Origin of the sequence: Blastococcus capsensis (assembly GCF_030165005.1) — a bacterium.
Taxonomy (GTDB): Bacteria; Actinomycetota; Actinomycetes; order Mycobacteriales; family Geodermatophilaceae; genus Blastococcus; species Blastococcus capsensis.
The window spans coordinates 106,420-126,730 of sequence record NZ_JASNNW010000020.1 but is presented as its reverse complement, the minus strand read 5'-3'; the positions used below and the strand labels follow the sequence as shown (position 1 = coordinate 126,730).

General features: G+C 74.1%; 19 protein-coding genes. 1 reads left to right on the top strand and 18 read right to left on the bottom strand.

What is annotated here, in order from left to right; translation table 11 throughout:
- Nucleotides 1–174 precede the first annotated feature (174 nt).
- From tyrS (QOZ86_RS16295) to QOZ86_RS16250, 10 genes are all read right to left on the bottom strand, one after another.
- The gene (tyrS, locus tag QOZ86_RS16295) at nucleotides 175–1,452 is read right to left on the bottom strand and encodes a tyrosine--tRNA ligase (RefSeq protein WP_284493018.1); all 1,278 of its coding nucleotides are present in this window, start codon (nucleotides 1,450–1,452) and stop codon (nucleotides 175–177) included.
- Complete coding sequence (locus QOZ86_RS16290) at nucleotides 1,449–2,117, bottom strand: DNA-3-methyladenine glycosylase (RefSeq protein WP_284493017.1); 669 nt, start codon at nucleotides 2,115–2,117, stop codon at nucleotides 1,449–1,451. Before QOZ86_RS16290 ends, tyrS (QOZ86_RS16295) begins: the two co-directional genes overlap by 4 nt.
- A gap of 7 nt (nucleotides 2,118–2,124) precedes the next feature.
- Nucleotides 2,125–3,573, bottom strand: a complete 1,449-nt coding sequence (argH, locus tag QOZ86_RS16285) for an argininosuccinate lyase (RefSeq protein WP_284493016.1) — start codon at nucleotides 3,571–3,573, stop codon at nucleotides 2,125–2,127.
- On the bottom strand, nucleotides 3,570–4,106 hold the full coding sequence (locus tag QOZ86_RS16280) for an arginine repressor (RefSeq protein WP_284493015.1): 537 nt from the start codon (nucleotides 4,104–4,106) through the stop codon (nucleotides 3,570–3,572). Before QOZ86_RS16280 ends, argH (QOZ86_RS16285) begins: the two co-directional genes overlap by 4 nt.
- 123 nt (nucleotides 4,107–4,229) lie before the next feature.
- On the bottom strand, nucleotides 4,230–5,177 hold the full coding sequence (argF, locus tag QOZ86_RS16275) for an ornithine carbamoyltransferase (RefSeq protein WP_284493014.1): 948 nt from the start codon (nucleotides 5,175–5,177) through the stop codon (nucleotides 4,230–4,232).
- The gene (locus QOZ86_RS16270; RefSeq protein ID WP_284493013.1) at nucleotides 5,174–6,448 is read right to left on the bottom strand and encodes an acetylornithine transaminase; all 1,275 of its coding nucleotides are present in this window, start codon (nucleotides 6,446–6,448) and stop codon (nucleotides 5,174–5,176) included. The genes argF and QOZ86_RS16270 overlap by 4 nt, the downstream gene beginning before the upstream one ends.
- Complete coding sequence (argB, locus tag QOZ86_RS16265) at nucleotides 6,445–7,467, bottom strand: acetylglutamate kinase (protein ID WP_284493012.1); 1,023 nt, start codon at nucleotides 7,465–7,467, stop codon at nucleotides 6,445–6,447. The genes QOZ86_RS16270 and argB overlap by 4 nt, the downstream gene beginning before the upstream one ends.
- Entirely contained in the window at nucleotides 7,464–8,615 is a 1,152-nt protein-coding gene (argJ, locus tag QOZ86_RS16260) for a bifunctional glutamate N-acetyltransferase/amino-acid acetyltransferase ArgJ (protein WP_284493011.1), read from the bottom strand. Before argJ ends, argB begins: the two co-directional genes overlap by 4 nt.
- Before the next feature lie 76 nt (nucleotides 8,616–8,691).
- Nucleotides 8,692–9,732, bottom strand: a complete 1,041-nt coding sequence (gene argC, locus QOZ86_RS16255) for an N-acetyl-gamma-glutamyl-phosphate reductase (protein ID WP_284493010.1) — start codon at nucleotides 9,730–9,732, stop codon at nucleotides 8,692–8,694.
- A gap of 50 nt (nucleotides 9,733–9,782) precedes the next feature.
- Nucleotides 9,783–11,471 (bottom strand): SpoIIE family protein phosphatase, encoded by a 1,689-nt coding sequence (locus QOZ86_RS16250; RefSeq protein WP_284493009.1) that lies wholly within the window; start codon nucleotides 11,469–11,471, stop codon nucleotides 9,783–9,785.
- A gap of 256 nt (nucleotides 11,472–11,727) precedes the next feature.
- Here QOZ86_RS16250 and QOZ86_RS16245 point away from each other — a divergent pair, with 256 nt between their 5' ends.
- A complete protein-coding gene (locus QOZ86_RS16245) occupies nucleotides 11,728–12,063 on the top strand; it encodes an STAS domain-containing protein (RefSeq protein WP_284493008.1) in 336 nt (111 codons plus the stop codon).
- A gap of 39 nt (nucleotides 12,064–12,102) precedes the next feature.
- Here the strand turns inward: QOZ86_RS16245 and QOZ86_RS16240 are convergent, their stop codons facing one another.
- The 8 genes from QOZ86_RS16240 to QOZ86_RS16205 form a co-directional block, all read right to left on the bottom strand.
- Nucleotides 12,103–12,456 (bottom strand): hypothetical protein, encoded by a 354-nt coding sequence (locus tag QOZ86_RS16240; RefSeq protein ID WP_284493007.1) that lies wholly within the window; start codon nucleotides 12,454–12,456, stop codon nucleotides 12,103–12,105.
- A 155-nt stretch (nucleotides 12,457–12,611) separates the two neighbouring features.
- Complete coding sequence (locus tag QOZ86_RS16235) at nucleotides 12,612–13,478, bottom strand: SDR family NAD(P)-dependent oxidoreductase (RefSeq protein ID WP_284493006.1); 867 nt, start codon at nucleotides 13,476–13,478, stop codon at nucleotides 12,612–12,614.
- Nucleotides 13,471–15,933: a phenylalanine--tRNA ligase subunit beta gene (gene pheT, locus QOZ86_RS16230; protein WP_284493005.1), complete on the bottom strand. Its 2,463-nt coding sequence runs from the start codon at nucleotides 15,931–15,933 to the stop codon at nucleotides 13,471–13,473. The genes QOZ86_RS16235 and pheT overlap by 8 nt, the downstream gene beginning before the upstream one ends.
- Nucleotides 15,934–15,988: 55 nt before the next feature.
- Nucleotides 15,989–16,231 carry a tRNA ligase subunit PheS family protein gene (locus QOZ86_RS16225; RefSeq protein WP_284493019.1) on the bottom strand — a complete coding sequence of 81 codons (243 nt, stop codon included), beginning with the start codon at nucleotides 16,229–16,231 and terminating at the stop codon, nucleotides 15,989–15,991.
- Between the two features lie 109 nt (nucleotides 16,232–16,340).
- A complete protein-coding gene (tyrS, locus tag QOZ86_RS16220) occupies nucleotides 16,341–17,618 on the bottom strand; it encodes a tyrosine--tRNA ligase (RefSeq protein WP_284493018.1) in 1,278 nt (425 codons plus the stop codon).
- Nucleotides 17,615–18,283, bottom strand: a complete 669-nt coding sequence (locus QOZ86_RS16215; RefSeq protein WP_284493017.1) for a DNA-3-methyladenine glycosylase — start codon at nucleotides 18,281–18,283, stop codon at nucleotides 17,615–17,617. The genes tyrS (QOZ86_RS16220) and QOZ86_RS16215 overlap by 4 nt, the downstream gene beginning before the upstream one ends.
- Before the next feature lie 7 nt (nucleotides 18,284–18,290).
- Nucleotides 18,291–19,739: an argininosuccinate lyase gene (gene argH / locus QOZ86_RS16210; protein WP_284493016.1), complete on the bottom strand. Its 1,449-nt coding sequence runs from the start codon at nucleotides 19,737–19,739 to the stop codon at nucleotides 18,291–18,293.
- Nucleotides 19,736–20,272 (bottom strand): arginine repressor, encoded by a 537-nt coding sequence (locus QOZ86_RS16205; protein WP_284493015.1) that lies wholly within the window; start codon nucleotides 20,270–20,272, stop codon nucleotides 19,736–19,738. The genes argH (QOZ86_RS16210) and QOZ86_RS16205 overlap by 4 nt, the downstream gene beginning before the upstream one ends.
- Nucleotides 20,273–20,311: the final 39 nt, after the last annotated feature.

Sequence of the window (20,311 nt, the reverse complement as noted above, 5' to 3'; positions counted from 1 at the left end):
GCCGGTTTCCAGCAGCCCGTCTACCGGGGGCTGGTCCGGCGGCCCTTGCGGGCCGCGCGGCGCAAAGAGAAAGTTACACCGCCCCCCGACCCCGGTCAAACCCGGCCCCCGTGACGCCCGCCACGCCGCCGCGCGGGCACCCCGAGCAGGCGGCAAGCCGCCCGGGGCCGCGGGTCAGTCGCCCCGCCGCACGCCCGCGATCGAGCGACGCCCACGGCGCAGGACGAGCCAGCCACCGGGCAGCCACGCATCCGCGGAGGGCGCGGCCTCGGCATCGGTGACCCGCTCGTTGTTGAGATAGGCCCCGCCCTCCTTCACGGTCCTGCGGGCCTCCGACAGGCTGGCGACCAGGCCGGTCTGCTGCAGCAGCTGGGCGATGCTCGGCATCTCGCCGTGCACGGTGATGCCACCGGCCTCCTGCAGCGCGGCCGTCAGCGTGCCGTCGTCCAGCGAGGCCAGCTCCTCCCTGCCGAACAGTGCCCGTCCCGCAGCTTCCGCCTGGCGGAGCTGGTCGGGTCCGTGCACCAGCCGGGTCAGGTCCTCGGCGAGCGCGCGCTGCGCCGTCCGGGCCGCCGGTCGTTCGACGCTCTCGGCGACCAGCGCCGCGATCTCCTCGGCCGGCCGCTCCGAGAACAGCGGCAGCCAGGTGCGGGCGTCGGCGTCGTCGGCGTTGAGCCAGAACTGGAAGAACGCGTACGGCGACGTCAGCGCGGGGTCCAGCCAGACCGTGCCGCCTTCGGACTTCCCGAACTTCGTGCCGTCGGACTTGGTGACCAACGGGGTGGACAGCGCGTGCACGGGGGCGGCCTCGGTCCGGCGGATCAGGTCGATGCCGGCGGTGAGATTCCCCCACTGGTCCGAGCCGCCGGTCTGGAGCGTGACCCCGTGCCTGCGGAACAGCTCGAGGTAGTCGTTGGCCTGGAGGATCTGGTAGCTGAACTCGGTGTAGCTGATGCCGGCCTCGGAGTTCAGCCGCGCGGAGACGGCTTCCTTGGCCAGCATCTTGCCGACCCGGAAGTGCTTGCCCAGGCCCCGCAGGAAGTCGATGGCCGACAGTTGTGCGGTCCAGTCGAGGTTGTCCACGTAGATCGGGGCGCTGAGCCCGTCGGCCTCGGCGGGCAGCTCCAGGAAGGGCGCCACCTGGCGGCGGATGCTCTCCACCCAGGCGGCGACGACGGCCGGTGCGTTGAGCTGGCGTTCCGCCGACGGCCGCGGGTCACCGATCAACCCGGTGGCCCCGCCGACGAGGACGATCGGCTGGTGACCGGCGCGCTGCAGAGCCCGCAACACCATGAACTGCACGAGGTGACCCACGTGCAGGCTCTGCGCAGTCGGGTCGAAGCCGCAGTAGTAGGTGATCGGCCCGTCGGCGAGGTGGGCGCGCAGGGCCGCCTCGTCGGTGCTCTGGGCGATCAGCCCACGGCGCTGCAGGTCGTCGATGACGTCACTCACGAGGGCCCATCCTGCCCGGCGCGTCCGCGCCGCGGCTTGCCGCCCGCCCGGAACGGGCTCACCGACCGGGCATCGGTCTCCCAGAACCGCCACGGCAGCTCCGTCGCCTTGGTGATGCCGACCCGGGGGCCCGCTGACACGCCGGCCGGGGGTCCGCCCCGGTGCAACCGGACGTCGCTCCCGGTATCGAGCAGGTCGGACCCCCGGTCGTCCGGGCCGATGCCCAGGGCCTGCGTGAGCCGGGCCGGCCCCCGGGCCAGGTCACGGGCGGCGCGAGCGGCGGGTCGGCGCCGGCGGACCAGCTCCTCCCCCACCACGACCTCGCCGGCCCGCAGGAGCACCGCCGACCCGCGCCCCTCCGGGCCGACCACGACGTTCGCGCACCAGTGCACGCCGTAGCTGAAGTAGACGTAGAGCCGGCCCGGCGGGCCGAACATGATCTCCGAGCGCGGGGTCGGACCGCCGTGCGAGTGCGCCGCGGGATCCATGCCCTCGCCGGAGTAGGCCTCGACCTCGGTCAGCCGCAGCGCCACCCTGCCGTCCGGCCGGTCGGTCACGAGCCAGCAGCCCAGCAGCCCGGGCGCCACGACGTCGACAGGCCCGAGCAGGTCCTCCCAGCGGACGAGGTGGCCCGGCTCCGGCGAGGACGACGGGACGGAGCTCATCCGCGGTTCAGAGCGCCGCCGCCACCGGCGACGCCGACGCCCACTCGGTGTGCTGCCGCGCCAGCTCGGTCAGCGACTCGAGCTGCTCGGCCACCCGCTCCGGCGCCGTCCCCCCGCGGGCCTTGCGCGCGGCGAGGGCACCACGGACGGACAGGACCGACCGCACCCCGGGGGCGAGCTCGGGGGCCACCTCGGCGAACTGGTCGTCGGAGAGCTCGTCGAGCTCCAGGCCGCGCTCCTCGCAGTAGGCCACCATCGCGCCGGAGATCTCGTGGGCCGATCGGAAGGGCACCCCCTGCCGGACGAGCCACTCGGCGACATCGGTGGCCAGGGCGAATCCCTGGGGAGCGGCCGCCTCGAGCACCTCCGGCCGCAGCGTGAGCGTGGCCATCATCCCGGTGACCGCCGGCAGGAGGAGCAGCAGCTGCTCCATGGAGTCGAAGACCGGCTCCTTGTCCTCCTGCAGGTCGCGGTCGTAGGCCAGCGGCAGGCCCTTGAGCATCGTGAGCAGACCGGTCAGGTTGCCGACGAAGCGGCCCGACTTGCCCCGGGCCAGCTCGGCGATGTCGGGGTTCTTCTTCTGCGGCATGATCGACGACCCGGTCGCCCATGCATCGTCGAGCTTGGCCCAGCCGAACTCCGTCGACGTCCACAGGACGACCTCCTCCCCCAGCCGGGAGAGGTGGACCCCGATCAGCGCCGCGGCGAAGCAGAACTCCGCTGCGAAGTCCCGGTCGCTGACCCCGTCGATCGAGTTGTCCGTCGCCCGGTCGAAACCGAGTTCCGCGGCGACCGCGTCGGGGTCCAGCGGCAGCGAGGAGCCGGCCAGCGCGCCGGAGCCGTACGGGCTGACGGCGGTCCGCCGGTCCCAGTCCCGCAGCCGGTCGACGTCACGGGCGATCGAGTGGGCGTGCGCCAGCAGCTGGTGGGCGATGAGCACCGGCTGGGCGTGCTGCAGGTGAGTCATGCCGGGGGCGGCGACGTCTCGGTAGCGCTCGGCGAGCCCGACGATCGCCTCCTCCAGGGCGGCCAGCTCCCCGACCAGCGTGCGGACGTGGTGGCGCAGGTACAGCCGGAGGTCGGTGGCGATCTGGTCGTTGCGGCTCCGACCGGCCCGCAGCTTGCCGCCCAGCGCGCCGAGCTTCTCGGTGAGGCCCCGCTCGAGCGCCTCGTGCACGTCCTCGTCGGCCTGGACCGCCGCGAAGGTGCCGGCGGCGACCTCGGTGGACAGCTCGGTGAGGGCGCCCACCATCGCGGTCAACTCGTCGCCGGTCAGCAGCCCCGCCCGGTGCAGCACCCGGGCGTGCGCCCGGGAGCCGGCCAGGTCGAACGGGGCGAGCGCCCAGTCGAAGTGGGTCGACTTCGACAAAGCAGCCATCGCCGGCGACGGACCGCCGCCGAAACGACCTCCCCACAGCCGGGTCTGCGAGGCCGGGGCGGGGTCGGCGGGGCTCACGGTGAACTCTCCTCCAGGTCGGTCTTCAGCTCGGGGTAGATCGCGGGGGTGCGCTGGGCGAGCGCCCGGAGGCGGGCCGCGAGCGCCGGCCCGCCGTCGGGCTCGCGGGAGACGACCAGGAGAGTGTCGTCCCCCGCGATCGTGCCGAGGACGTCGGGGAGGCCGACCTTGTCCAGCGCCGAGGCCAGGAACTGCGCGGCGCCGGGGGGCGTGCGCAGCACCGCCAGGTTTGCGCTTCCCTCCGAGCCCGTGAGCAGGTCGGCCAGCAACCGGGTCAGCCGGGCCGGCGCGGTCTGCGCCGGGCGCAGCGGGGCGTTCTCCGGCGGCACCACGTAGGACGCCGGAGCACCGTCCGAACCACGCAGCTTCACCGCGCCCAGCTCTTCCAGGTCGCGAGAGAGCGTCGCCTGGGTGACCTCGACGCCGGACTCGGCCAGCAGTGCGGCCAGCTGGGTCTGCGAGGTGACCGGCTGCGCCTCGATCAGCTCGCGGATGCGGGCTTGGCGAGCCGAGCGGCTGTGCGCCGAGGTCACGATCGCCGCCGGCGTCGCGGGAGCCCTGCGGCGCGGCGGCAGCCCGGCCGGCCGGCGGTCACGATTCCTTCTCCAGGAGTCGCGGGAGCCCTGCGGAGCAGCGGTGAGCCGACTGATCGACCGTCACGAGCTCTTCTCCAGAATCCAGGCAAGCAGAGCCTTCTGTGCGTGCAGCCGGTTCTCCGCCTCGTCCCAGACGGCGCTCTGCGGGCCGTCGATGACCTCGGCGGCGATCTCCGTGCCGCGGTACGCGGGCAGGCAGTGCAGGACGACGGCGTCGTCGGCGGCCCGGGTCAGAGCCCCCTCGTCGAGCGCGTAGGGCCGGAAGGGCGCGGTCCGCGCCTCGTACTCCTCTTCCTGCCCCATCGACACCCAGGTGTCGGTGACCAGGACGTCGGCGCCGTCGGCGGCCGCGTCGGCGTCCGCGGTCCAGCCCACCGAGCCACCCGTCTCGGCGGCGATCTCCGCAGCCCGCTCCAGCACGGCCGGGTCGGGCTGGAAGGACTCCGGCGACCCGATCCGCACGTGCATGCCGGCCGTGGCTCCGCCGAGCAGGTAGGAGTGCGCCATGTTGTTGGCGCCGTCGCCGAGGTAGGTCATCGAACGCCCGGCCAGCGAGCCCTTGCGCTCGATCACCGTCTGCAGGTCGGCCAGGATCTGGCAGGGGTGGTACTCGTCGGTCAGGGCGTTGACCACCGGTACCCGGCTGATCGCGGCCATGGCGTCGATGCGCTCCTGGCCGAAGGTGCGCCAGACGATCGCGGCGACCTGGCGGTCGAGCACCCGGGTGGTGTCCTCCACCGACTCGCCGCGGCCGAGCTGGCTGCTGCCGGCGTCGATGACCAGCGGATAGCCGCCGAGCTCGGCCACGCCGACCGAGAAGGAGACCCGGGTGCGGGTCGAGGGCTTGTCGAAGAGCACGGCGACGCCGCGCGGCGCACCGTTGGCCGCGCGCAGCGGGGTGGGCGCCTCGGCGGTGTGCCGGCTTCCCTTGAGCGAGGCGGCCAGGGCCAGCACCTCGGCCTGCTCGGCCGGGGTGAGGTCGTCGTCCTTGAGGAAGTGCCGGGTCACTGGTCGGTCTCCTGGAGAGCTGCGTCGGATGGCTCTGTCCCGGCCTCGTTCCGCTCCTCGGTCGCTGGCGCTCCCTGCGATGCTCGCTCGGCCGTCACCATCGCGGTGTCGAGGGCCGCAGGCAGAGCCGCGACGAAGGCGTCGACCTGGGCGTCGGTGAGGACGAGGGGCGGCGCCAGGCGGAGGACGCCGGGTGCCACCGCGTTGGTGAGGAAGCCGGCGGCGCGCAGGTTCGACTCGAGCGCGGCGGCGACGTCGGCGGTGAGGACGACGCCGAGCAGCGCGCCCCTCCCCCGGACCCCGCTGATGCCGGCATGGCCGAGCCCCTCGATGCCCGCGGTGAACCGGTGCTCGAGCTCCTTGGCCCGCTCGAGCAGGCCCTCGTCACGGATGGTGTCCAGCACCGCCAGCGCCGCTGCGGCCGCGATCGGATTGCCGCCGAACGTGGATCCGTGGGAACCGGCCGTCAGCAGATCGGCCGCGTCGCCGAAGGCGAGCATCGCCCCGATGGGGAGCCCGCCGCCGAGCGCCTTGGCCAGCGTGATGACGTCGGGCTGCAGCCCGTCGGCCTGGTAGGCGAACCAGTGCCCGGTGCGACCGATGCCGGTCTGCACCTCGTCGACGGCGAACAGCGCGCCGGCGCCGGCGGTCACCGAGGAGGCGGCGGTGAGGTAGCCGGCGGGGGCGGGCAGCACGCCACCCTCGCCCAGCATCGGCTCGAGCAGCACCATCGCGGTGCGCTCCCCCACCGCGGCGGCCAGCGCGCCCGCGTCGCCGTAGGGCACGTACCGGACGCCCCCGGGCAGCGGCGCGAAGGCCGCAGCCTTGGACGGCTGGCCGGTCAGCGCCAGCGCGCCCATCGTCCGGCCGTGGAAGGCGCCCTCGGCGGTGATCACCTCGCGCCGGCCGGTGAGCCGGCTCAGCTTGAACGCGGCCTCGTTGGCCTCGGCGCCGGAGTTGCAGAAGAAGACCCGGCCGGGCCGGCCGGCGAGCTCCAGCAGCCGCTCGGCGAGCAGCACCCCCGGCTCGTGCATCGCCAGGTTGGAGACGTGACCGAGCTTCTGCGCCTGCGTGCTGATCGCCTCGACCACCTTGGGGTGGGCGTGGCCGAGGATCGTCGTCGCGATGCCGCCGAGCAGGTCGGTGTACTCCCGGCCGTCGACGTCGGTGACGGTCGCCCCCGCACCGAAGTCGAGCGCGACCGGCGGCGCCTTGTAGTTGTTCATCATCACGGCCGACCAGCGGCGGGCCAGCTCCTCCGTGTGCGTCATGTCGCTGGCCCCTCCTTCTCGGTCGATACCGGGACGACCATCGTCCCGGTCCCCTCGGTGGTGAACGTCTCCAGCAGCAGGGCGTGCGGCGTCCGGCCGTCGACGACGGTCGCGCGGCGCACCCCGCCCTCGACCGCGCGCAGGCAGGCGGCCATCTTCGGGATCATCCCGGCGTCCAGCGTGGGCAGGATCTCGGCCAGCTCTCGGGCGTCGATCTGCTGCACCAGCGAGTCGCGGTCGGGCCAGTCGGCGTAGAGCCCCTCCACGTCGGTGAGCACCACGAGCTTCACCGCGCCGAGCGCCGCGGCGAGCGCCGCCGCGGCGGTGTCGGCGTTCACGTTGTGCACGACGCCGTCCGCGTCGGGGGCGACGCTGGCCACGACGGGGATGTGGCCCACATCGAGCAGCGCGGTGACCGGGGTCGTGTCGACGGCGACCACGTCGCCGACCAGGCCGACGTCGACCGGTTCGCCGGCCACGATCGCCGCCGTCCGCTGGGCGGTGAACAGCCCGCCGTCCTCCCCGGACAGGTGGACGGCCATCGGGCCGTGCTGGTTGATCAGCCCGACGATGTCAGGGCCGACCTGCCCGGTGAGCACCATCCGGACGACGCCGATCGTCTCCGGCGTGGTCACCCGCAGGCCGCCGCGGAACTCGCTGCTGATGCCCAGTCGGCCGAGCATCTCGGTGATCTGCGGTCCGCCGCCGTGCACGACGACCGGGAGGATGCCGCAGGTCCGGAGGAAGACCATGTCCTCGGCGAAGGCCCGGCGGCAGGCGTCGTCGACCATGGCGTGCCCGCCGTACTTGATGACGACGACCTTCCCGTGGAACTCCTTGAGCCACGGCAGCGCCCCGGTGAGGACGGCGACCTTCTGCGTGTCGCCCTCCGGGTCCTTGCGCCGCATGACCCGCCGGGTGCCCACCGTGCGCGGCAGCCGTGGCGAGGGCGTGGCCTCGTCGATCCGGACGTCGGGGGGCGTCGGGTCCTGAGGTGCGGGGTTCTGCTGCTCGCTCATGTGGAGTAGGCCGAGTTCTCGTGCACGTAGGCGATGGACAGGTCGTTGGTCCAGATCGTGGCCTGCTCGCTGCCGGCCCTCAGGTCCACGTCGATCGTGATCGCCCGGCCGGTGAGGTCGACGCCCTCGCGGGGGTCACCGATCGCTCCACCCCGGCAGACGGTCACGCCGTTGATGGTCACGTCGACCTGGTCGGCCTCGAAGGCGGCGTCGGTGGTGCCGATGGCGGCGAGCACCCGGCCCCAGTTGGGGTCGTTGCCGAACAGCGCCGTCTTCAGCAGGTTGTTGCGGGCGCACGCCCGGCCTGCGGTGAGCGCGTCCTCGACGCTGGCCGCGTTGCGGACGGTGATCGCGATGTCCTTGGTCGAGCCCTCGGCGTCGGTGAGCAGCTGCATGGCCAGGTCGGTCGCCGCCGCGGCGAGCGCCTCGGTGAGCTGCTCCTCGGGAGGCGTGACACCACTCGCGCCGTTGGCCAGCACGATGACCGTGTCGTTGGTCGACAGGCACCCGTCGGAGTCGACCCGCTCGAAGCTGACGCTGGTGGCCTGCTCCAGCGCCCGCTGCAGGACGTCGGGTTCGGCGACGGCGTCGGTGGTGAGGACGACGAGCATCGTGGCCAGGCTGGGCGCGAGCATCCCCGCGCCCTTGGCCATGCCGCCGACCGACCAGCCTTCGCGCTGCTCCACGGTCGTCTTGGGCACGCTGTCGGTGGTCATGATCGCCCGGGCGGCGGCGGCCCCGCCGTCCTCGCTCAGCGCCGCCACCGCGGCGGTGATGCCGGCGCTGAGCTTGTCCATGGGCAGCCGGACGCCGATCAGCCCGGTGCTCGCCACGGCGACGTCGATCGCGCCGATGCCCAGGCTGGCGGCGGCGTGCTCGGCGGTGGCGTGGGTGTCCTGGAAGCCCTCGGGCCCGGTACAGGCGTTGGCGCCGCCGGAGTTGAGGACGACAGCACGCGCCCGCTGCCCGGCGATCACCTGCCGGCTCCACAGCACGGGGGCAGCCGGGAAGCGGTTGGTGGTGAAGACGGCGGCCGCGACGTCGTCGGGCCCGGTGTTGAGGATGACGGCGACGTCGGGATCACCGTTGGACTTCAACCCCGCCGCGACGCCGGCGGCGGAGAATCCCTTCGGGGCTGTGGTGCTCACGATGTCCTCCGTTCGCTCCCGCGGGGCGCTCCGCTCCTCGCTCGTTCCTCGCTGCGATGCTCACGCCTCTGTCCGCTCACGGTGCTACTCCAACCAGGGGGAGACCGGTGGTCTCGGGCAGGCCGAGGGCGAGGTTGGCGCACTGCAGCGCCGCTCCCCCGGTCCCCTTGGTGAGGTTGTCGACGGCGGCGACGACCACCAGCCGGTTCGCGTCGGCGTCGACGGCGATCTGCAGCGCGACGGTGTTGGCGCCGAGCACCTGCGCGGTCGTCGGCCACTGACCCTCGGGCAACAGGTGGACGAACGGCTCGTCGGCGTAGGCCGTGGCGTAGGCGGCACGGGCGGCCCCGGCGTCGACGCCGGGCTGCAGCTTCGCCGAGCAGGTGGCGAGGATCCCCCGGCTCATCGGCACCAGGGTCGGGGTGAAGCTGACCCCGACCGGCTCGCCGGCCGCCTGGGACAGCCCCTGGGTCATCTCCGGCGTGTGCCGGTGCACCCCGCCGACGCCGTAGGCGCTGACCGAGCCCATGACCTCGCTGCCGAGCAGGTGCGGTTTGGCCGACTTCCCGGCGCCGGAGGTCCCGCTCGCCGCGACCACCACGACCTCGGGCTCGACGACGCCCGCCGCGAGGGCCGGGGCCATCGCGAGGGTCACCGAGGTCGGGTAGCAGCCGGGGACGGCGATCCGCGTGGCGCCGGTCAGCTGCTCCCGCTGGCCGGGCAGCTCCGGCAGCCCGTACGGCCAGCTGCCGGAGTGCTCGCCGCCGTACCAGCGCGCCCAGGCCGCCGGGTCGTTCAACCGGTGGTCGGCGCCGCAGTCGATGACGAGAGTCTCCGCGGGCAACTGAGCCGCGATGGCCGCTGACTCCCCGTGCGGCAGCGCCAGGACGACGACGTCGTACCCGGCCAGGCTCGCCGCGTCGCTCGACCGGACCTCCATGCCCGCGAAGGGCAGCAGGTGGGGCTGCAGCTCACCCAGGCGTCGGCCGGCGCTCGAGTTGGCGTGCACCCCGGCCAGCCGGAGGTTCGGGTGCCCGGCCAGCAGCCGGCACACCTCTCCTCCCGCGTACCCGGTGGCGCCGGTGACCCCGACCGTCCACGTCTGCCCTGTGCTCACGATGCATGACCATACACGCCGGTGCATGATCGTTCATCAGGGTTCTGTGCTCAGCCGGCGATGCGCGCGACGAGCAGGACGACGTCGTCCTCGCTGTCGCCGCCGGTGAGCCGCGCCAGCAGCTCCTCGCAGAGTCGCTCGGGAGGCAGGCCGTGCAGCTCCTCCACCGCCTGCCGGAGCTGCTCGATGCCGTCGTCGAGCAGCTGGTCCCGGCGCTCGACGAGCCCGTCGGTGTACAGCACGAGTGCCGTTCCCGGTGGCATGTCGACCTCGCGGTCCGTGCGCCGGCCTTCGACGTGCGCGCCCAGCAGGACCTCCGGGGCGCCGGCGAGCAGCTCGCAGCGGCCGTCGGTGTGCAGCAGCAGCGGCGGCGGGTGCCCGGCGTTGGACCACCGGAGCCGCAGGGTGCGACCGCTGGGGTCGTCGTCGCTGGGCCAGGCCTGGCACAGGACGGCGGTGGCCAGGGTCGTCATGCGCAGCCTCGCCAGGGCGCCGTCCAGCGCGGCGAGGACCGCCGCCGGTGAGGCCTGCAGCGTCTGCGCGACGCCGCGGAGCACGTTGCGCACCTGGGCCATTGCGGCGGCCGCCGTGCTGTCGTGCCCGGCGACGTCCCCGACGACCAGCGTCATGGTCCCGTCCCGGGTCGAGAAGGCGTCGTACCAGTCGCCACCGACCTCCGCCTCCCGGGCGGCCGGCTGGTAGCGCGCGGCGATCTGCATCCGGTCGGACTGCGGCAAGGCGGTGAGCAGGCTGCGCTGGAGGCTCCCGGAGAGCCGGCGGATCTGCCGGGTGGCCTCCCGCTCCGCGGCCTGCGCGGCCAGCCGGTCCAGGGCCAGCGCGGTGAGCGCGGCCAGCGCCGTGAGGAGCACCTTGTCCGAGACCCGCCATGGCTTGCGGTCCTCGAAGGCGACGGCCAGCGACCCGATCGTCCTGCCGTGCACGGTGAGCGGCACGGCAGCGGTCGCCTCGGTGCGTGCCCGGACGTACACCTCGAGGGCCCCGGGGAACTGTCGGAGGCCCTCGGCACGATCACCCAGGAACAGGGGCTTGCCGGTCAGGGCTGCGTGCACCAGGGGCAGCGGCGCATCGACCGGCAGCACCGCGACGTCGGCGCGCAGCTGTTCGTCGAAGAACGTGGTCCCGAGGACGCGCACGTGCGCCCCGTCCGGCTCCACGAGGCACATCGCCGCCCCTTGGGCGCCGAGCACGGACGCGCCGCGACCGCTGACGACCGAGAGCACGTCCAGCTCCGAGCGCGCGTCGGCCAGGGCGTGCGCCACCGCCACCAAGGCCCCCAGTCTCTCGGCGTCGACGGCCGCGGCGCGTTCCGCGGTGACGTCCCGGAAATACCAGGCCCACCCGATGTAGTCGCCGTCCGGCCCACGCAACCCGGTCCCGTACCGGTCCAGCACGCGCCCGTCGAGCAGGAGCAGCTCATCTCGGGCAGCCCCGGACGCCTGCGCGTAGAGGTCGTGCACCCGCGCAAGGAAGGCATCCGGGTCGACGAGCTTGTCCAGCACCGAGGCGAGCGCCGCGTCGTCGTCGCCGGAGGCGACGATCTCGGCGGGGATGGGCCAGATCTCCTGGAACTTCCGGTTGTAGGTGATCATGACGCCGTCGGACGAGACGACGACCATCCCGTCCAGTCCACCTTCGACGGCGGCGCGCAGCAGGGCCAGGTCCCGGAGCGGTTCATCGATCGCAGGCCGACCGGGGCGACCCTCGGCTCGACCGTCCATCGCTCTCACGCCCCCACCGGCGCGGACACGCACCTACCGACAGTTCGTCAGCGGAACGGTACGTGACGTTCGCGCCGCCGGGGAACGTCCGTCCGGCCGCGCTCACGCCAGCGGGTCGATGGCGCCGGTGATCCCGACCGTCCACGTCCGCCCCAGGCCTCTCAAGCTTCTTCCAGTTACCGTTCGTGAATCTGTCAGCACCGAGAGGCACAGTCGTCCGCGCCCGGCGATCCTCGCCCGGCAGGGAGGAGCCACCGTGCAGATCCTCGAGGAGGGCGCCGCCGCGCAGCCCCACGGCACCATCGACCTGGTGGACGAGGAGGCCGGGCCGGTGCTCCGGCTGCAGGGCGAGGTGGACACCGTCGTCGTCGCGCTCTGGAACGCCAGGAACCAGACCCACGAGCGGGCGCCGGTCGCGGTCGACGTCTCCGCGGCGACGTTCCTGGACGCCCGCGGTCTGCGGCTGGTGGTCCGGGAGACCGAGGCGGCCAGGCGGACGGGCCGCCTGCCGGAGCTACGGCGACCCTCGCCGACGGTGCGCCGACTGGTCGACATCGCCGGCGCCACCCGGCTGTTCGCGACGGTCGCCTGACCCACCGACCGGCTCAGCCGGGACGCCGGCCGGGGTCGGTCAGGTTCGCGCCGGCGGCGAGCCGTTCCGCCCGCTGCCGCTCCACGCGCGCCCGGCCGCCAGGAGCAGCAGGAAGGACGGCACCACGAAGAGCGGACCGATGCCCAGGCCCGTGACCAGCGACCATCCGACGGAGACCAGCCCGAGCACCGCGATGACCGCGGGAGCCACCATCGTTCCGGCCGGACGCTCCGCCCACAGCGCGACGGCCGCCCACAGCGCGGGGACGCCGAAGAGGACGAAGGCGAACGAGCCGCTGTCCTCCCAGGCCACGCGCCCGTACCAGCCCGAGACGGCGACGACGCCCACCAGGGAGACGAGGATCAGCCCCTGAGCTGCCCTGGACGACGACATGCGCCTCACCTCGGACCTCGTGGAGCTGGTTCCGACCTGTCCGTGCGCCCGGCAGTGGGGAAACCGACGGTTCTCGGACCGTGCCAGGCGGCACATCGGGGAGCAAGGGTCACGATCCCGACGCGTCGCACTGGCGGCCCGGGGCTGACCCGCCGTCACCCGAGCGGGTCGGCGTCTCCGTAGGGACGCAGGCGGAGCCGGCGGGCGGCGCCGTCCGGGGCCACCGAGCGCAGTGTCTCGAGATCGTCGGCCCCGGCGCGGAGGAAACGGCCCGACCACGCGTCGAGCTCGCCGGCGGCGATCGCCGCGATGATCTCCACGACCCGCTCCGGCGGCGTCCAGGAGGTGTTGCCCTGCCACATGTGCATGGAGCGGGTCATCGGGGTGTCCACGACGCCCGGCGCGACATCGAAGGCATGCACGTCCGAACCCTCCAGCGCGGTGGCCAGCGACTCGGTGAGCCGCATCAGCCCGGTCTTCGCCACCGCGTAGGCCGAGTAGTCCGGGTTGGCCCGGGTGCTCATGCCGCTGGCGATGTTCACCACCCGGCCCCGGTTGCGCAGCACCATCCACGGAACCAGCGTGCGGATGGTCAGCTGGGCACCGCGGATGTGGCTGGACACGACCTCCCACCACTGGTCGGGGTCGGCCTCCCAGACGGGGACCTCGTACTCGTCGATCAGCCCGGCGTTGTTGACCAGCAGGTCGACCGGTCCGAGCTGCTCCCGCACCTCCCCCACCGCCGCCTCCACCGACGCGCGGTCGGTGACGTCGGCGGCCACGGCCAGCGTGCGGCCGCCCGTGGCGTCCGCGACCTCCGCCATCGCCGTCCGCAGGAGGCCCTCGGTGCGGGCCAGGCCGGCCACGGCCATGCCGCGGGCGGCCAGCCCCTCGACCAGGTGCCGCCCGATACCGGTGGACGCGCCGGTGACCAGCGCAACCGCACCTGACAGGGCGGCCCCGTCCCGGGACCCGCCCTGAGCGTGCGAAGGGTGGGGAGGACGGGGTCCTTTCTCACCCACGGAGTTCCGCCCCGGTGGCCGCCGCGGCCTCGGCCAGCGCGGCGTCGCGCACGGCGGTCGCCTCCTCGCCGGTGAGCGTCCGGTCCGGCGCCCGCAGCGTGAGCGCGTACGCCAGCGACCGCGAGCCCGCCGGTACAGGGGCGCCCGTGTAGACGTCGAAGAGCCGGAGCGACTCCAACAGCTCCCCGGCGCCCGCGCGGAGTGCGGCTGCGACGTCGGCCGCGGGCACCTCGTCGGTCACGACCAGGGCGAGGTCGAGCAGGACCGGCGGGAAGGTGGAGATGGAGGGTGCTTGCGGCACGGTCGGCGCCGGCAGCGCGTCGGCGTCCAGCTCCATTCCCGACGTGCGTGGCGGCAGGTCCAGCGCGGCGCACACCCGGGGGTGCAGCTCGCCGGCGTACCCGATCACCCGGTCGCCGACCAGCAGCTCGGCGCACCGGCCCGGGTGCCACGGTGCCCGGTCGCCGGCGCGCACGGTGAGCTCGGCCCCGGCGGCCTCGGCCACGACGCGGGCGGCCTGCACCGCGTCGGCCCACTCCGCCGGACGGCCCGGGCCCCACCAGCCGCGGGGCTCGCGCTGTCCGGTGAGCGCCACGGCCACGTGCCACGGCTGCGGTGGCACCGCACCCAGCAGGGCAGCGAGGGTGGCGTCGTCGGGACGCTCGTCGACACCGGGCAGCGGGGCGGCGGTGCGCTCCCCGCCGGGGAACACCGACCCGTGCTCGAAGACGGCGACGTCGCGCTGCCCGCGGGCGAGGTTGCGGGCCAGCGAAGCCAGCAGCCCGGGCAGCAGCGTCGTCCGCAGCGCCGGCGCCTCCTCCGACAGCGGGTTGCGCACGGTGTTCACCCGACGGCGCTCGTCGTCCTCGGGCAGGCCCAGCGCGTCGAGCTGCGCGGCGCCGAGGAACGGGAAGGCCGGGGCCTCCACGTAGCCGGCCGCGGCGAGGGCGCGGCCGATGCTGCGCCGCCGGCGCTGCCGCTCGGTGAGCCCGCGGCCGGGCGGGGCGGTCGGCAGGATCGAGGGGATCTCGTCGAACCCGCGGAACCGCACCACCTCTTCGACCAGATCGGCCGACTCGCGCAGGTCGCCCCGCCAGGGCGGCGGGGTGACCCGCAGCGCGTCGCCCCCGCCGGCCACCTCGGCGCCGATGGCCTCCAGCACCTCGACGACCTGGGTGTGCGGGTACTCGACCCCGGCGATCCGGCCGGGCAGCCCGGCGTCGAGCGCGATGACCGGGCGCGGGCCGCGGGTGTCGACGTCGACCGGCGCCCCGGCCACTCGCGCCCCGCCGTGCTCGACGAGCAACGCGGCGGCGCGGGCCAGCGCCACCACCGTCACCTCGGGGTCCGTGCCACGCTCGAAGCGCTTGCCGGCCTCGCTGGGCAGCCGGTGCCGGCGGACGCCGCGGGAGATGCCCGTCTGCTCCCAGTGCGCGGCCTCCAGCAGCACCGCGCGAGTCGCGTCGCCGATCTCGGTGGACGCCCCGCCCATGACCCCGGCCAGCCCGATCGGGCCGGACCGGTCGGTGATCAGCAGGTCGTCGTCGGTGAGCGCGCGGTCGGCGCCGTCCAGGGTGGTCAGCCGCTCCCCCGCCGTCGCCCGGCGGACGGTGATCGGCCCGGTCACGGTGTCGCGGTCGAAGGCGTGCATCGGCTGGCCCAGCTCGAGCATCACGTAGTTGGTGACGTCGACGGCCAGGGAGATGCTGCGCACCCCGCACTGGGCGAGCCGCCGGCGCAGCGCCCACGGGCTGGGCGCGGCCGGGTCGAGACCCTCCAGCGCCAGCATCGAGAAGCGGTCGCAGCGGTCGGCGTCGGTGACGGCAACCTCCCACGCGGGCGCCCCGGACCAGTCCGGCAGCGGCAGGCCCGCGGGGTCCCGCCAGGGGACGCCGAGCACGCCGGCCAGGTCGCGGGCGATGCCGCGCATCGACATGGCGTAGCCGCGGTCGGGCGTGACGTCGAGGTCGAAGACGACGTCGTCCAGGCCCAGCACGTCGGCCGCCGGGGTGCCCGGCTCGAAGCCGTCCTGCCCCAGCACCAGGATGCCGGCGTGGTCCTCGCCGATGCCCAGCTCGCGGACCGAGCAGATCATCCCGTCGGAGACGTGGTCGTAGGTCTTCCGGGCGGCGATCGCGAAGTCGCCGGGCAGCACGGCTCCGGGCAGGGCGGCCACGACGAGGTCTCCGACGGCGAAGTTCCGGGCGCCGCAGACGATGCCGCGAGCTTCGGCCTCCCCCACCTCGACCTGGCAGTAGCGGATCGGCTTCTTGAAACCGGTGAGTTCCTCGATCTCCAGCACCCGGCCGACCACGAGCGGGCCGGTGGTGACCGGGGGTCGGAGGACGTCCTCCACCTCGAAGCCGAGCCGCACGAAGGCGTCGTCGAGCTCCTGGACGGAGATGCCCGCCGGGAGGTCGACGAGCTCGGACAGCCAGCTGACGGGGACCTTCACTGCTCGACTCCTCCAGCGGGCACGGGGGTGACCTTCCTCGTCGGACCGCGACCGTTCACTGCTCGACCCCGAATGCCGTGGTGAAGCGGACGTCGGCCTCGGCGATGTCGTGCATGTCCGACACCGCGGACCGGAACTGCAGCGCGCGCTCGATGCCCATGCCGAAGGCGAAGCCCGAGTAGACGTCGGGGTCGATGCCGCAGGCGCGCAGCACCCGCGGGTTGACCATCCCGCAACCGCCCCACTCGACCCACTGCGGGCCGTCGGTCCGGCGGCCCTTGCGGGCCGCGCGGCGCAAAGAGAAAGTTACACCGCCCCCCGACCCCGGTCAAACCCGGCCCCCGTGACGCCCGCCACGCCGCCGCGCGGGCACCCCGAGCAGGCGGCAAGCCGCCCGGGGCCGCGGGTCAGTCGCCCCGCCGCACGCCCGCGATCGAGCGACGCCCACGGCGCAGGACGAGCCAGCCACCGGGCAGCCACGCATCCGCGGAGGGCGCGGCCTCGGCATCGGTGACCCGCTCGTTGTTGAGATAGGCCCCGCCCTCCTTCACGGTCCTGCGGGCCTCCGACAGGCTGGCGACCAGGCCGGTCTGCTGCAGCAGCTGGGCGATGCTCGGCATCTCGCCGTGCACGGTGATGCCACCGGCCTCCTGCAGCGCGGCCGTCAGCGTGCCGTCGTCCAGCGAGGCCAGCTCCTCCCTGCCGAACAGTGCCCGTCCCGCAGCTTCCGCCTGGCGGAGCTGGTCGGGTCCGTGCACCAGCCGGGTCAGGTCCTCGGCGAGCGCGCGCTGCGCCGTCCGGGCCGCCGGTCGTTCGACGCTCTCGGCGACCAGCGCCGCGATCTCCTCGGCCGGCCGCTCCGAGAACAGCGGCAGCCAGGTGCGGGCGTCGGCGTCGTCGGCGTTGAGCCAGAACTGGAAGAACGCGTACGGCGACGTCAGCGCGGGGTCCAGCCAGACCGTGCCGCCTTCGGACTTCCCGAACTTCGTGCCGTCGGACTTGGTGACCAACGGGGTGGACAGCGCGTGCACGGGGGCGGCCTCGGTCCGGCGGATCAGGTCGATGCCGGCGGTGAGATTCCCCCACTGGTCCGAGCCGCCGGTCTGGAGCGTGACCCCGTGCCTGCGGAACAGCTCGAGGTAGTCGTTGGCCTGGAGGATCTGGTAGCTGAACTCGGTGTAGCTGATGCCGGCCTCGGAGTTCAGCCGCGCGGAGACGGCTTCCTTGGCCAGCATCTTGCCGACCCGGAAGTGCTTGCCCAGGCCCCGCAGGAAGTCGATGGCCGACAGTTGTGCGGTCCAGTCGAGGTTGTCCACGTAGATCGGGGCGCTGAGCCCGTCGGCCTCGGCGGGCAGCTCCAGGAAGGGCGCCACCTGGCGGCGGATGCTCTCCACCCAGGCGGCGACGACGGCCGGTGCGTTGAGCTGGCGTTCCGCCGACGGCCGCGGGTCACCGATCAACCCGGTGGCCCCGCCGACGAGGACGATCGGCTGGTGACCGGCGCGCTGCAGAGCCCGCAACACCATGAACTGCACGAGGTGACCCACGTGCAGGCTCTGCGCAGTCGGGTCGAAGCCGCAGTAGTAGGTGATCGGCCCGTCGGCGAGGTGGGCGCGCAGGGCCGCCTCGTCGGTGCTCTGGGCGATCAGCCCACGGCGCTGCAGGTCGTCGATGACGTCACTCACGAGGGCCCATCCTGCCCGGCGCGTCCGCGCCGCGGCTTGCCGCCCGCCCGGAACGGGCTCACCGACCGGGCATCGGTCTCCCAGAACCGCCACGGCAGCTCCGTCGCCTTGGTGATGCCGACCCGGGGGCCCGCTGACACGCCGGCCGGGGGTCCGCCCCGGTGCAACCGGACGTCGCTCCCGGTATCGAGCAGGTCGGACCCCCGGTCGTCCGGGCCGATGCCCAGGGCCTGCGTGAGCCGGGCCGGCCCCCGGGCCAGGTCACGGGCGGCGCGAGCGGCGGGTCGGCGCCGGCGGACCAGCTCCTCCCCCACCACGACCTCGCCGGCCCGCAGGAGCACCGCCGACCCGCGCCCCTCCGGGCCGACCACGACGTTCGCGCACCAGTGCACGCCGTAGCTGAAGTAGACGTAGAGCCGGCCCGGCGGGCCGAACATGATCTCCGAGCGCGGGGTCGGACCGCCGTGCGAGTGCGCCGCGGGATCCATGCCCTCGCCGGAGTAGGCCTCGACCTCGGTCAGCCGCAGCGCCACCCTGCCGTCCGGCCGGTCGGTCACGAGCCAGCAGCCCAGCAGCCCGGGCGCCACGACGTCGACAGGCCCGAGCAGGTCCTCCCAGCGGACGAGGTGGCCCGGCTCCGGCGAGGACGACGGGACGGAGCTCATCCGCGGTTCAGAGCGCCGCCGCCACCGGCGACGCCGACGCCCACTCGGTGTGCTGCCGCGCCAGCTCGGTCAGCGACTCGAGCTGCTCGGCCACCCGCTCCGGCGCCGTCCCCCCGCGGGCCTTGCGCGCGGCGAGGGCACCACGGACGGACAGGACCGACCGCACCCCGGGGGCGAGCTCGGGGGCCACCTCGGCGAACTGGTCGTCGGAGAGCTCGTCGAGCTCCAGGCCGCGCTCCTCGCAGTAGGCCACCATCGCGCCGGAGATCTCGTGGGCCGATCGGAAGGGCACCCCCTGCCGGACGAGCCACTCGGCGACATCGGTGGCCAGGGCGAATCCCTGGGGAGCGGCCGCCTCGAGCACCTCCGGCCGCAGCGTGAGCGTGGCCATCATCCCGGTGACCGCCGGCAGGAGGAGCAGCAGCTGCTCCATGGAGTCGAAGACCGGCTCCTTGTCCTCCTGCAGGTCGCGGTCGTAGGCCAGCGGCAGGCCCTTGAGCATCGTGAGCAGACCGGTCAGGTTGCCGACGAAGCGGCCCGACTTGCCCCGGGCCAGCTCGGCGATGTCGGGGTTCTTCTTCTGCGGCATGATCGACGACCCGGTCGCCCATGCATCGTCGAGCTTGGCCCAGCCGAACTCCGTCGACGTCCACAGGACGACCTCCTCCCCCAGCCGGGAGAGGTGGACCCCGATCAGCGCCGCGGCGAAGCAGAACTCCGCTGCGAAGTCCCGGTCGCTGACCCCGTCGATCGAGTTGTCCGTCGCCCGGTCGAAACCGAGTTCCGCGGCGACCGCGTCGGGGTCCAGCGGCAGCGAGGAGCCGGCCAGCGCGCCGGAGCCGTACGGGCTGACGGCGGTCCGCCGGTCCCAGTCCCGCAGCCGGTCGACGTCACGGGCGATCGAGTGGGCGTGCGCCAGCAGCTGGTGGGCGATGAGCACCGGCTGGGCGTGCTGCAGGTGAGTCATGCCGGGGGCGGCGACGTCTCGGTAGCGCTCGGCGAGCCCGACGATCGCCTCCTCCAGGGCGGCCAGCTCCCCGACCAGCGTGCGGACGTGGTGGCGCAGGTACAGCCGGAGGTCGGTGGCGATCTGGTCGTTGCGGCTCCGACCGGCCCGCAGCTTGCCGCCCAGCGCGCCGAGCTTCTCGGTGAGGCCCCGCTCGAGCGCCTCGTGCACGTCCTCGTCGGCCTGGACCGCCGCGAAGGTGCCGGCGGCGACCTCGGTGGACAGCTCGGTGAGGGCGCCCACCATCGCGGTCAACTCGTCGCCGGTCAGCAGCCCCGCCCGGTGCAGCACCCGGGCGTGCGCCCGGGAGCCGGCCAGGTCGAACGGGGCGAGCGCCCAGTCGAAGTGGGTCGACTTCGACAAAGCAGCCATCGCCGGCGACGGACCGCCGCCGAAACGACCTCCCCACAGCCGGGTCTGCGAGGCCGGGGCGGGGTCGGCGGGGCTCACGGTGAACTCTCCTCCAGGTCGGTCTTCAGCTCGGGGTAGATCGCGGGGGTGCGCTGGGCGAGCGCCCGGAGGCGGGCCGCGAGCGCCGGCCCGCCGTCGGGCTCGCGGGAGACGACCAGGAGAGTGTCGTCCCCCGCGATCGTGCCGAGGACGTCGGGGAGGCCGACCTTGTCCAGCGCCGAGGCCAGGAACTGCGCGGCGCCGGGGGGCGTGCGCAGCACCGCCAGGTTTGCGCTTCCCTCCGAGCCCGTGAGCAGGTCGGCCAGCAACCGGGTCAGCCGGGCCGGCGCGGTCTGCGCCGGGCGCAGCGGGGCGTTCTCCGGCGGCACCACGTAGGACGCCGGAGCACCGTCCGAACCACGCAGCTTCACCGCGCCCAGCTCTTCCAGGTCGCGAGAGAGCGTCGCCTGGGTGACCTCGACGCCGGACTCGGCCAGCAGTGCGGCCAGCTGGGTCTGCGAGGTGACCGGCTGCGCCTCGATCAGCTCGCGGATGCGGGCTTGGCGAGCCGAGCGGCTGTGCGCCGAGGTCACGATCGCCGCCGGCGTCGCGGGAGCCCTGCGGCGCGGCGG